At 42.3% G+C, this 12614-nt stretch carries 11 protein-coding genes; 6 read left to right on the forward strand and 5 right to left on the reverse strand.

Annotation, left to right across the window (positions count from 1 at the left end; genetic code table 11):
* The first annotated feature begins 73 nt into the window (after positions 1-73).
* From JMX97_RS10840 to infA, 3 genes are all read left to right on the forward strand, one after another.
* Positions 74-1180: an asparaginase gene (locus JMX97_RS10840; protein WP_201558070.1), complete on the forward strand. Its 1107-nt coding sequence runs from the start codon at positions 74-76 to the stop codon at positions 1178-1180.
* 213 nt (positions 1181-1393) lie between these two features.
* On the forward strand, positions 1394-2242 hold the full coding sequence (gene truA, locus JMX97_RS10845; protein ID WP_413786407.1) for a tRNA pseudouridine(38-40) synthase TruA: 849 nt from the start codon (positions 1394-1396) through the stop codon (positions 2240-2242).
* A 123-nt stretch (positions 2243-2365) separates the two neighbouring features.
* On the forward strand, positions 2366-2587 hold the full coding sequence (infA, locus tag JMX97_RS10850) for a translation initiation factor IF-1 (protein ID WP_010199824.1): 222 nt from the start codon (positions 2366-2368) through the stop codon (positions 2585-2587).
* 382 nt (positions 2588-2969) lie between these two features.
* Here the strand turns inward: infA and JMX97_RS10855 are convergent, their stop codons facing one another.
* From JMX97_RS10855 to leuC, 5 genes are all read right to left on the reverse strand, one after another.
* Positions 2970-4157, reverse strand: a complete 1188-nt coding sequence (locus JMX97_RS10855) for a L,D-transpeptidase family protein (RefSeq protein WP_201558071.1) — start codon at positions 4155-4157, stop codon at positions 2970-2972.
* 318 nt (positions 4158-4475) lie between these two features.
* Entirely contained in the window at positions 4476-5579 is a 1104-nt protein-coding gene (leuB, locus tag JMX97_RS10860) for a 3-isopropylmalate dehydrogenase (RefSeq protein WP_201558072.1), read from the reverse strand.
* 139 nt (positions 5580-5718) lie between these two features.
* Positions 5719-6450, reverse strand: coding sequence for a hypothetical protein (locus JMX97_RS10865; RefSeq protein WP_201558073.1), 732 nt, complete (start codon positions 6448-6450; stop codon positions 5719-5721).
* A 168-nt stretch (positions 6451-6618) separates the two neighbouring features.
* Complete coding sequence (leuD, locus tag JMX97_RS10870) at positions 6619-7269, reverse strand: 3-isopropylmalate dehydratase small subunit (protein ID WP_201558075.1); 651 nt, start codon at positions 7267-7269, stop codon at positions 6619-6621.
* A 114-nt stretch (positions 7270-7383) separates the two neighbouring features.
* Positions 7384-8802: a 3-isopropylmalate dehydratase large subunit gene (leuC, locus tag JMX97_RS10875; protein WP_201558077.1), complete on the reverse strand. Its 1419-nt coding sequence runs from the start codon at positions 8800-8802 to the stop codon at positions 7384-7386.
* Between the two features lie 491 nt (positions 8803-9293).
* On the opposite strand from leuC, the gene JMX97_RS10880 reads away from it, so the two are divergent.
* The 3 genes from JMX97_RS10880 to JMX97_RS13920 all read left to right on the forward strand — a co-directional run bounded on the left by JMX97_RS10880 (position 9294) and on the right by JMX97_RS13920 (position 12472).
* Positions 9294-10166 (forward strand): LysR family transcriptional regulator, encoded by an 873-nt coding sequence (locus JMX97_RS10880; protein ID WP_201558078.1) that lies wholly within the window; start codon positions 9294-9296, stop codon positions 10164-10166.
* 661 nt (positions 10167-10827) lie between these two features.
* Positions 10828-12327, forward strand: coding sequence for a sodium/proline symporter PutP (gene putP / locus JMX97_RS10885; RefSeq protein ID WP_201558079.1), 1500 nt, complete (start codon positions 10828-10830; stop codon positions 12325-12327).
* A gap of 19 nt (positions 12328-12346) precedes the next feature.
* Positions 12347-12472, forward strand: coding sequence for a hypothetical protein (locus JMX97_RS13920; protein WP_265089457.1), 126 nt, complete (start codon positions 12347-12349; stop codon positions 12470-12472).
* Positions 12473-12614: the final 142 nt, after the last annotated feature.

A 12614-nucleotide genomic window follows, 5' to 3' on the forward strand; every position in this document is an offset into this window, starting at 1 on the left:
TTTACTGTTAGTTATATTATCTCTCTCTATTAGCTGCCCTCCTTCTTTTACTTTTCCTTACTGCGTTTATACTATGTCCTTATCTTCTATAGCAACGACTGTCCCCAACTCTAACTCTCTTCAGCTTATTTATGCTGGCGGTACCTTTGGGAGCTATGGACGGCCATTGGCTCCGTTATCAGCAGCAGTATTTTTACCAACATTACAACAACTGCTTGCTGAGCACGAAGATAGCGCAGGACTACCTGGTATCTCGTGGCTGGATAATACGCTGATCAAAGACAGCAGCCAACTAACCCCTAATGATTTTATGCACTTTTATAGGCTACTATTAGAGTCCTATGCCCAGGGGTATCGGCGTTTTGTGTTAATAACGGGAACGGATACCTTAAGTTATTTAGGAGCCTTTTTAGCTGAATCTTTTGCAGGTAGTGATCTTTGCCTAGTCGTTACTGGCAGTATGCGTCCGCTATTAGACAGTGAAGTGCTACAGAAATATAGCGTTGATACCAATAGTGACGCTTGGGATAATCTCAACGATTCGCTGAAGTTAGCAGCTGGTGGTACATCAGGCGTTAAGATTAGCTTTGGCGGTGAATCGTGGCCAGCGCAAACGGTACAAAAAATACACAGTCATGATTTTATGGCGTTTACTGGTCATTCGCGCGCCGCTTATCCCGCTAACAGTTATGTCAAAACGCTACCAGATACACGTCGGCAGCACTGGATTGACGATCAGAATGCTATTTTAGATAGTATTCAAGCACGTACCGAGCACGCTCGTATTCACGCCCTATATTGTCTACCAAATGATTCTGAAGTTCTAAGCAATCAGTTACAGGCGCTATTATCAGAGCCGCCATGCGGAATTATATTATTGGGATTTGGTGCAGGCAATGTTCCTTACTCAACAGCGCTAGCAGAAGCGCTACAGCTCGCTTATAAACAGGGTCACATGGTGATATGCGCCAGCCAATGTCCGTTTGGCGGGGTCAGTGACAATTATGCTGCGGGCAGTTGGCAATATGATTATCATGTTATCGCTGGTGGCCGCTTAACTATTCCGGCCATCTATGCTCGCCTGCTATGGTTGTTGCTACGTTATGACACGCCTGCTCGCCGGCGGCAGCGCTGGACGCATAGCGTCAATCAGACTGGCATAACGGTTAAAAAACGTTGAACAAGGGCGACAAGCACTGATAAAAGTAGCTTCTTATAAAACCAGCTCTTGATAAAAATAACTGCTACTACTATCAAGTCTCATGATTAAGCATTATAAGCAGCCCTCATAAGCAATCATGACGATTAGCTATTATGATAAATCTTATGTATTGTGACGACTACTTATGCCTGACTCTATTATAAACCCCAAAATACAGTGCCTGAATATAAAATGCCCGAACTTACCACCCATGAATCTACCATGTCTCAGGATAGGCCAACTTATACCTTAGCAATTGGCATTGAGTTTTTAGGAACCCGTTATCACGGCTGGCAAAGACAAAAAGAAGTGTTGGGCGTACAACAAGCGCTAGAAACTGCTATCAGTAAAGTTGCTAATGAGCCGGTAGAAGTGATTGGCGCGGGACGGACTGATGCTAGCGTCCATGCCAGCAACATGATTGCCCATTTCGTCACCCATGCTTATCGTCCGAATAACAACTGGCTACGCGGCGTTAATAGCCTGCTGCCTGATGATATTGCACTGCGCTGGATTCAACCGATGCCGGCCGACTTCCATGCCCGCTTTGGGGCGATTGCCCGGCGTTATCGTTATATTACCCTCAACCAAGCTCAGCGCCCTGCCATACTCAATCATCAAGTCACCCACATTTATGAGCCTCTTGACTTGGCAGCGATGCAACTTGCTGCCGCTGATATTACTGGCACGCATGACTTCAGCAGCTATCGCGCCGCTGCTTGTCAATCAAATCAGCCAGTGCGCACAGTGAGCCATGCCAAGCTCTTTACCCATGGACAGTTTATCGTCTTCGATATTCAAGCGGATGGCTTTTTGCATCATATGGTGCGCAACTTGATGGGCACTCTCTATGCCATTGGCAAGCATAATTTACAACCTGCAGACTTTCTGAATATTTTGGCAAAAAAAGATCGTACTATCGCCCCGCCTACCGCGTCAGGTGATGGCTTATATTTTGTTAATGCCTATTATCCAGAAAACTATCAACACCTATTACCTAAAGCCCCTTTAACGCCTATTTGGCTCAACCTACCTGACTGACATAACGCTTAACTGGTATACATAACACTTACAAGCTGTCAAGTAACCATCGGATATTTTGTTGCTTTAACTTGCCAAGTTACGTATAATATGGGCTTGATTTTCTACTGATTGATATGAATTATGGCCAAAGACGAAATTATTGAATTTGAAGGCGAAGTCATTGACACCCTTCCAAACACGCTATTTAAAGTTCGTTTAGAAAACGGACACGAAATCATTGCGCACATCTCAGGAAAAATGCGTAAGCATTATATCCGCATTTTGACCGGTGATAAGGTTAAGGTTGAGATGACGCCTTACGACTTATCGAAAGGTCGTATTACTTACCGTGGCAAAAACTAATTTGTCACCTGAAAAGCAGTCTTTATAAGGCTAAAGTATGGGTAGCATTAGTTATTAACGGTTCTGATCAATCGGCTGATACCAGTATCTGAGTGGTCTAACTGACAATAATAACGACACTGATAACCTGCTCATGATTGGCTATTCATAGGAGTGTTCCTTTTATTCACTATAACGATTTGGGTGAGTATTGAACGCGTCATAATAGCTAAATATATCATAGTTGGATATATTTAATATCTACTGGTAAAAGTCTGTCTAATAACTGACGTTATACTTGCACCAAGTGATCTTAGTTTTACCGCTTATACTTTATCTTCGTTTATAAAAAATACCGCTAATTATCAGCGGTATTTTTGTGTTTGGTATTAAGTACTAAACGCTACTGAAACTCTACAGTCGCATCATTTTCGATAGTACCTAGTAGCGCCAGTGCATCCCAGTTGGTCAAACGTACACAACCCGCTGACGCTTGCCGACTGATACGTGCAGGATCTGGTGAACCATGAATACCGTAAGTAGGCTTACTAAGTCCAATCCATACCGAACCGACCGGATTATTAGGACCTGGTGGAATGATAGACTTTTTGCCATCATCATTGGTATAAGTATAATTAGGTTCATGAATTTTTACTTTTACCTCATGAGTGCCTGTTGGCGATGGCGTTGCTGTGCTACCAACCGTAGTAGGATAGCTTGCTATTAAATTATTTTTATCATCATAAGCGTATAAGGTCTGAGTGTTCTTATCAGCAACCACTCGGCTGACTGGCTTGGTATTAGGATTACCAGGATTATAAACGGTTATGACCTCGCCCGCGTTAAAGCTAGCACTAGGGTTCAATGACTTCAGATACTTTTCACTCATGTGGAATTTCTCTGCCAGTCCTTCAGTAACACTTTCGTAATACATACCATCAAGCTTGGCTTTGGCTTCGGCACTCGCTGGAATGTTGGTCGTTTTGATATTGACGTCGGCATCGTTAAGCTGATAACTAACCAGTACTGGCTGCGCCATCAGCTTATTGTTCTTAGTTAACGCTTGCCACGTTTCATCGTTGAGCGTATCGGTGACTGTCAAACCTCGAGCTTTTTGAAACGCCTGCATGGCTTTACGAGTATTCTTACCCCAATACCCATCAACCGCTCCAACCCCGCTTTGTTGCCAATTGAGCAGCGCTTGAATTTTCGTGCCCGTATTACGATCTATTTTTGTACTAGTGTTCCAGCTAGCCCTATTTACCTTTTGTGCGACGTTCGGTAAGTTTTCTGTTGTATATTTAATAGTAGGTAAAAACTTATTAAGGGAAGTTGCCGTTTTACTGTTACCTGTTAACTTTTGACTAGTACCATTAGTAACGGGACTGATTTCGGGACCTGTATTGACGTCACTGCCGTTTTTGTTTTTAGCGCTGGCAGTGGAATTGTTTAAAGTAGAGATCATATCCATTTGCGTTTTTGCTGCGCGGTCTGGGTTACCAGTACTTTCTGCATTACTGTTAACCATCATTAAAGTTGCAGAAAGACCTATCGCTGCTATAGCACCACTGATTTTTGTTAATTTGTACATGAAGACTCCTAAAGTTACTCTTAATATTAAATTTCAACAAAGTGTTTCTTATTATTCAACAATCATGCCACAGCGCCATGTGAGCATATAACCACTTTGTGTTAATAAGTAGCGACTCCTACAGTATCTATGTTAATGCGGATATTGTCCTTGAAGGATAAAAATTTGGTTTATAGGCTCTTTAGTAGCTTAAAATGAGTTTTAATATCTTCCATCGAAATTTCAGTACGATCATCAGTACCGGCATAAAAAATCCCATAAATTGCAAAGCAATCTATGGGAGATAAAATAGTGGATATTAAGCTTTATAATTAGTTTTTACCCTAGTTTGGCCAATACTGCCTGACCCATTTGTTGACAACCCACTTGGGTCAATCCAGTCTCACTACTATCTAAGATATCTAGAGTACGCAGTCCGTCATCAAGGACATCACTGACCGCCTGCTCAATAGCCTGCGCCGCTTGTTCCTGTTTAAAGGTATAGCGCAGCATCATAGCGACAGACAGAATCGTTGCTAAAGGGTTGGCTTTATCCTGACCTGCGATATCAGGTGCTGAACCATGACAAGGCTCGTACATCCCTTTGCCATGTTCATCGAGACTGGCTGATGGCAACATACCAATAGAGCCCGTCAGCATAGCAGCTTCATCTGACAATATATCGCCAAACATGTTGCCCGTTACCATGACATCGAACTGCTTAGGGTTCTTGATCAGTTGCATGCAGGCATTATCAGCGTACATATGCGACAAACTCACATCACTATAATCCGTTGCTTGCATCTCTGTAATCGTCTGCTTCCACAGCTCAGTTACTTCTAAGACGTTGGCTTTATCAATTGAGCACACTTTAGCAGGACGGCCTGCTGCTTGAGCACGATTTTGCGCCATCTCAAACGCTACCTTACCGATACGTTTAATTTCGCTAGTACTATACACCATAGTATTGTAGCCTTGCTGCTCGCCATTTTCTAAGGTACGAATACCACGCGGCTCACCGAAATAAATACCGCCAGTCAGCTCACGAACGATCAGTAAATCAAGGCCTGAGATGATCTCAGGTTTGATACTTGAGGCATTGACCAATTGCGGATACAGCTTGGCAACGCGCAAGTTAGCAAATAATCCAAGCTCGCTACGGATTTTAAGTAGACCACGTTCAGGGCGTTTACTACGCTCAATACTGTCCCACTTAGGCCCACCAACTGCCCCTAATAATACGGCATCTGCTGCCCGCGCACGGCTCAAGGTTTCTTCTGGCAATGGCTCACCCGTCGCGTCAACCGCCACGCCGCCAATCAATCCTGACTCAAGCGTCAAGTCTAACGCAAACTTCTTATTGATTGCTTGGAGCACATCAATGGCTTGGGTCATAATTTCAGGACCGATGCCGTCGCCTGCTAATGTTAAAATCGTTGCCATACTATTCCTTGTTGATTGATGAGATAAGTGCAAGGTTAATGAATTATTCGTATTAAAAGCGGTTACTTCCTAAAAATCGAGCACTTAGTTAAGATTTCCCAGCTATAAGCTCAATCTCACTGCCATAAGCGGCACTACCCTAAGGAGCTACTTTTGGCGTTGACTCTGGCATAATCATACTTATTTCTACGAACTCGCCTTGATTGTCAGTATCTGACTGCTTACAAAAACGACGCTGCAAAATATTGTCTTTTAGCAAATCAATACAGAGAGGCTCAGGTGAGGCTGTGTCCAATAAGCTGCCATTATTTTGAGGTGACTTTCGGCGATAAGCTCGCAGTAAATACGTCCCTGACTGCTTAAACTCATCAATTAGGGCAAAACGTTCGATATAGTCGACGTTGTTTTCGGGATAAAAATTAATATGTACTTCACGCTTTATAGGTTTAACGCGCGCATAATAATTAATCAGGCCAGGCATACCAGAAGCTGATAGAGGTACTATTTTTACGGACTTGTTATCTAAAAGCGGTAGCGTGTCTACTTGCATCTGCGCTTGCTCACGTTTACTGAGCTTCGCATAAGGTATTCCATCAGCATTTAAAATAGAGATCAACATCGTAAGATCAACTGGCTTATGGGTATCCGTTGATATTACTGATGTTCTATCAATTTTGGTAATCTCACAGTGATACGTTCCTTCACAGGCAATATTAACCTCGCCATCCATAGGTATGACTTGGCCTGACCATGCCGTAGCATTTTCAGCCTCATCTATTTTTTGATAGCCAGTCAATAGCTGACAGCCAGACAACAATAAGCTTGTGGCCAAAATCGTACTGGTGAATACAGCAAAACGTTTTTTATTCATAATGACGGCTACTATTTTTATAAAATGAAAGGACACATAACAAACTATCAAGGTTTAATCATACCCTAAAGATTACTATACATTTTAGCCAGTTTGCCACTATAACTCAACGCTGTATTCTCAAAGACATATTTTAATCAACACTATTGTCTACACTAATCATTGAGTTTATGCTCGTACTTGGTTGAATATCCATGGCGTTTTTTGCATCATTTTATGCTCGTATGCTTTAATGGCATCACTTTGCTGCAAGGTCAAGCCAATATCATCAAGGCCATTTAGCAAACAAAGCTTGCGGAACGCTTCAACCTCAAAGGGATATTCTTTACCCGTTGGCGTGATAACCACTTGCCGTTCTAAATCAGCCGTCAGCTCATAACCTTCATTTTCCATCGTCGTTTTCATTAATTGATCGACAATGGCTTCATCTAAAACGATGGGCAACATGCCATTTTTAAAGCAGTTGTTATAAAAAATATCCGCAAAACTTGGCGCGATTATCGTACGAAAACCGTATTCTGAGAGCGCCCACGGAGCATGTTCGCGGCTAGAACCACAACCAAAGTTTTTGCGTGCTAATAAGATATTCGCACCTTGGTAACGAGGTTGATTTAAAATAAAGTCCGGATTGATAGGACGTTTGCTGTTGTCTTGACCGGGATAACCTTCATCCAGATAACGCCAGTCATCGAACAAATTGACCCCAAAGCCCGTACGTTTAATGGACTTTAAAAACTGCTTAGCGATAATTTGATCGGTATCAACGTTTGAGCGATCAAGTGGGCAGACGATGCCGGTTTGGGTGTTATAAGCTTGCATAATAATTTCCTATAGATCATGGGTCTTGTTGAGTAAAGAGTGGTGCATCTCATTAATTGGACCACCCTTTACCCTAATAATAGGCATTTACCGAATATCAGGGATAAATAAAGACTAAAAAGTGCGCACATCGACAAAGTGACCAGCCAATGCGGCGGCAGCAGCCATCGCTGGACTAACCAAATGCGTGCGCCCGCCATTACCCTGACGACCCTCAAAGTTGCGGTTAGAAGTCGATGCGCAATGCTCTTGAGGTTCAAGCTTATCCGCATTCATCGCAAGACACATCGAGCAACCTGGCTCACGCCATTCAAAGCCAGCATCCGTAAATAAAACATCTAATCCTTCTGCTTCGGCTTGACGCTTCACTTGGCCTGAACCAGCTACGACAATAGCTTCTGTAATACTATCCGCTACCTTGCGGCCTTTAATGACTGCTGCTGCATCACGCAAATCTTCGATACGCGAGTTGGTACACGAACCAATAAATATACGATCCAGCTGAATATCAGTGATTTTCTGTCCTGCCTGCAAGCCCATATAAGTATAAGCGCGTAACCAGCCTTCTTCTTGCGCCGCATCCACTGCTTGATCAAGGGTTGGTACTGATTGGGTGATATCCACTACCATCTCAGGGGACGTACCCCAAGAGACCTGCGGTGCTATTTGGCTACCATCTATTTCGATAAGCGTGTCAAACACGGCATCCTCATCTGAACAGAACGTCCGCCAATAAGTTTCTGCTTGCTGCCATTGCTCATCAGTTGGCGCATAAGGACGACCTTTGACATAATCAATCGTCGTGTCATCAACGGCTACCATCCCAACGCGCGCGCCAGCTTCAATCGCCATATTACAGACGGTCATGCGCCCTTCCATGCTCATATCTTCAAACACTGATCCGGCGAACTCAATAGCGTGCCCTGTGCCACCCGCAGTACCGATTTGCGCAATGATAGCTAACACCACATCTTTTGATGTTATACCAGCGCTTAGCTTACCAGAGACACGGATTTGCATGTTTTTTGATTTTTTTTGAATCAAGCACTGAGTAGCAAGCACATGCTCAACCTCAGAAGTACCAATTCCGTGTGCTAAGCAGCCAAGCGCACCATGAGTGGCAGTATGTGAATCACCACAAACAACGGTCATGCCTGGTAGCACTAAACCTTGTTCAGGTCCGACCACGTGCAAGATACCTTGGCGAGCATCATTAATAGTAAATTCAGCAATATCGAATTTAGCGCAGTTATCGTCTAGGGTCACCACTTGTAAGCGTGAGACTTTATCTTTGATTCCTTCCACGCCCTCTAAACGCTCTTTGGTCACAGTCGGTACGTTGTGATCAGGACTGGCAATATTGGCAGACAGTCGCCACGGTGCTCTATTAGCCAGCTCCAAGCCTTCGAATGCTTGCGGGCTAGTTACCTCGTGCAGCAGATGGCGATCAATATAAATTAGGCTTGAACCGTCGTCACGCTCAGTGACTTCATGAGCATTCCAAAGTTTGTCATATAAGGTTTGACCGGCCATGTTGCTATCCTTTATTGGTTGCTAATTGCTTAGCTTAATATTTGTCCCCGCTTAGATGTTATAAGCTGAGTCTCTATCTTCAAGTGTGGGCTTTGGCGTTATTTCGCTAACGTATCTGCTGTTAGTATCTTTTATCTGTTTTTTATGAATACATATTCTGTCAATGAAAGGCCTGACCTGATGTTATAAACATTTAATATAAAATTTTCTAATTCATTTTTCGCTCTGTTAGTCTCACTCTATTAGTTATAAATGTCTAAAGTCAGGCGTTTGTCTTTATAAAATCGTAAAATACTAAGAATTTATAGGGCTGAGACAATAAAAATGTCAAAAGATGTCAAAAATCGTCTCGATGTCTTGTGATTATAGCAGGCTAATCCTATAATAATAATTGATGATTTTTACCCAGTCACAAACTTTTATTTCTAAGACGTTATGACTGGGTTAGCCAACTTTTATTTATAGCTCGTACTGTAGCTAAGGACATCGGTTTGAATACCACTAACTTGACGACGTTTGTAACGGTTATGCACACTGGCAGTATCTCAGGCGCAGCAGAAAAGCTTTTTATTACTCAGCCTGCGGTCAGTAAGCGCATCAAGAACTTAGAAGAAGAGTTCAAAATTACTTTATTCGATACCGTAGGTCGCGGTATTGTGCCGACCCAAGCGGCAAGTGAAATGCTACCCCATGCCAAACGCTGGCTTGAAGATTATGAGAATTTTAAGATTAATCTGCAACACTCCCAGCATATTGTATCCGGTAAACTGGTTATCGGTACCAGTCATCATATTGGTTTGCACCATCTGGCACCCGTATTAAAGCACTTTATCCAAGCCTATCCCGCGGTGCAGTTAGAAGTCCATTTTGTAGACTCAGAAACAGCACACAAAGCGGTGTTAGATGGCGATTTATCTTTGGCATTTTTAACCCTGCCACCCGTCTATGATAAGCGCTTAACCTATCATACCTTATGGTCAGACCCACTATACTTTATGACGGGTACGTTATCGCCACTAGCAAAAAAGACCAATGTAACATTAGAGCAATTAGCGCGTTATCCCGCTATTTTGCCATCTGCTAATACTTTTACCAGCCAGATTACCCTAGCTGAATTTGCCAAAAACAATCTAAAACCTTATGCCACTATGAGCACCAATCCGCTTGAGTCCATTCGAATGTTAGTATCTGTTGGACTTGGTTGGTCAGTATTGCCACAAACTTTGATCAGTCAGGATTTAGAGCGTATCAATATGGCGGACAATGTTGAGCTACAGCGCTATTTAGGTGTTGTTATCAATCCTAAGCTCACACAGTCTAGTAGCGTTACTGCTTTATTAGATCTTCTTGCCCCTATTGATTAATGTTTTGTAGGGTTATCTGGCATAATCTATAGAAGGTTAAATAAGCGCACAACAAAAAGAAAACGTTATTCGCAATTGGTTCTTTCTTACGTTATAATGTTTTCGACTTGGTTTTTATAACATATGGTTACCAGAATAACACTGACAGTCATATATTGAACAGTTTGAGTAAGGTACCATAGCAAAAAAGCTGTAAGTACCTCAAACAATGGTGTTATGTGTTAGATATCTACTATTTTTTCATATTATGTTGTTTATTTTTGTCATAGATGTTATCCATGATAGACTTTTTTATAATAGCTTTAGTGCTAATATAAATCTTACAGATAGTAGATATGACTATATAGTAGATATAACGGTTTTGAATGATTGATTTTATTAGTGGTTAACGGATGTTGCTGATCAAATAGGAAGCGCGAAACGGCGATTCCTATTGTCTCTAAAATATCACCTCTAAAAAATCGCATCTAAAAAGGGTTATCCCTAAAATAGTATCAATCATATAAAACTAAAAGTAATTACTGGTCACAAATCAAAAGCCATTACGTCCTACTTAATGGCTTTTCTTATCTTTGGACCTTGTTTTCAAACACCGTCTTTAAGGTTAAAGTTTTATAGTTAAATATAATTACAGCCAACACAGTTGGTTAAGGACAGTTATATGAACGGAGTTTCTAGTGGCGTACTGATATCGTTAGGCGCCTACTTCTTGGTGATGATTGGGATTGGGGTTTATGCTTACTTTAAGCAAGCCAATGACACTGAAGGTTATATGCTTGGGGGTCGTAGTCTCGGCCCTGCGGTAACCGCGTTATCCGCTGGTGCGTCAGACATGTCCGGTTGGTTACTACTTGGTCTCCCTGGTTATATGTATGCCGATGGGGTCGTTAGTATATGGATTGCACTTGGCTTAACAATTGGTGCACTTTTAAACTATATTATAGTCGCGCCGCGTTTGCGTGTTTATACTGAGGTTGCTGGCAATGCCATTACCTTGCCAGATTATTTTGCTAATCGCTTTGAAGATAAGTCGCACATGCTACGGGTTATCTCCGCGGTCGTTATTATTCTATTCTTTACCGTTTATACTGCAGCCAGCTTAGTTGGTGGCGGTAAGCTCTTCGAGAGCTCGCTCAATCTTTCTTATAGTACTGGTCTTTGGGTCACCGCAAGTGTGGTTGTCGCGTACACGCTATTTGGTGGCTTCTTAGCGGTATCGATGACTGACTTTGTGCAAGGTATTATCATGCTGTTTGCGCTGGTCATTGTCCCCATCGTTGCCTTTACTGATCTTGGCGGTGTATCAGCGGTCACTGATTCTGTTAGAAGCATTGATCCAAGCTTACTGAATATTACCAGCGGTATGACGTTTATTAGTATTGTTTCATTAATGGCATGGGGCTTAGGTTATTTTGGCCAACCCCATATTATCGTCCGATTTATGGCAATTCGTTCCGTTAAAGATGTACCAGCGGCACGTAACATTGGTATGAGCTGGATGATCGTCAGTCTGATTGGTTCTTTGGCAACTGGTTTTGCTGGTCGCGCTTATGTACAAAAAACGTCGATGATTTTAGATGATCCTGAGACTATCTTCTTAGTATTTACTCAGTTTCTATTCCATCCTCTCGTTGCAGGCTTCCTACTAGCAGCGATTTTAGCAGCGATTATGAGTACTATCTCATCTCAATTATTGGTGGTATCAAGTTCGCTAACTAAAGATGTTTATAAGCTATTCTTTGATAAAGACGCTCCAGAAGCCCGCCAAGTATTGGTTGGTCGTATCTCTGTCGTATTAGTCGCTGTAGTATCTATCATGCTTGCCTCTGACCCTGACAGCTCAGTACTTACCTTAGTATCTAATGCTTGGGCAGGATTCGGTGCTGCTTTTGGACCATTAGTGATATTTAGCTTGATATGGCGCGGTATGAACCGTAACGGCGCTGTTGCTGGTATGGTCATTGGTGCCTTGACTGTTATCTTGTGGATATATGGTCCGTTCGAGATGAATGGTATGGCGCTTAACAGCTGGTTATATGCGATTGTTCCAGGCTTTATCCTTAGTACCATTGCTATCTTCGCAGTAAGTATCATGACGGGCGGTCCAAAACCTTCAGTCACAGCGAAGTTTAAAGAGATGGAAATGAATTTAAATAAATAAACTTTAAATGAGCTTAGTAATGTACTTACTAACTTCATTACAAAAAACCTCGTTACCTTTAGGTAGCGAGGTTTTTTATTGGCTGTTATTAGGTAATGTGTGGCGCTTGGTATTTGACCCCGACTCTGACAACGTCCCCTTATAAACAAGCGAACACGCGCTATAGTCAAAGAACCTAACAACTATCACAGATAAAGAACCATAAGAAGAACAACGTATCAATACAATCTAAACGCCACTCTTTACGCTTTTGTTTAATCCATGCCCATGTCTGCTCGATAGGGTTT

This window comes from Psychrobacter sp. 72-O-c (genome assembly GCF_904846605.1).
Lineage (GTDB): Bacteria > Pseudomonadota > Gammaproteobacteria > Pseudomonadales > Moraxellaceae > Psychrobacter.

Bases quoted from the DNA above. Each gene is read 5' to 3' on its own strand.
- truA (WP_413786407.1), top strand. From the start codon at position 1,394: ATGCCCGAACTTACCACCCATGAATCTACCATGTCTCAGGATAGGCCA.
- JMX97_RS10855 (WP_201558071.1), bottom strand. From the start codon at position 4,157: ATGTACAAATTAACAAAAATCAGTGGTGCTATAGCAGCGATAGGTCTT.
- JMX97_RS10865 (WP_201558073.1), bottom strand. From the start codon at position 6,450: ATGAATAAAAAACGTTTTGCTGTATTCACCAGTACGATTTTGGCCACA.
- JMX97_RS13920 (WP_265089457.1), top strand. From the start codon at position 12,347: ATGTACTTACTAACTTCATTACAAAAAACCTCGTTACCTTTAGGTAGC.
- infA (WP_010199824.1), top strand. From the start codon at position 2,366: ATGGCCAAAGACGAAATTATTGAATTTGAAGGCGAAGTCATTGACACC.
- leuD (WP_201558075.1), bottom strand. From the start codon at position 7,269: ATGCAAGCTTATAACACCCAAACCGGCATCGTCTGCCCACTTGATCGC.
- JMX97_RS10840 (WP_201558070.1), top strand. From the start codon at position 74: ATGTCCTTATCTTCTATAGCAACGACTGTCCCCAACTCTAACTCTCTT.
- leuC (WP_201558077.1), bottom strand. From the start codon at position 8,802: ATGGCCGGTCAAACCTTATATGACAAACTTTGGAATGCTCATGAAGTC.
- leuB (WP_201558072.1), bottom strand. From the start codon at position 5,579: ATGGCAACGATTTTAACATTAGCAGGCGACGGCATCGGTCCTGAAATT.
- putP (WP_201558079.1), top strand. From the start codon at position 10,828: ATGAACGGAGTTTCTAGTGGCGTACTGATATCGTTAGGCGCCTACTTC.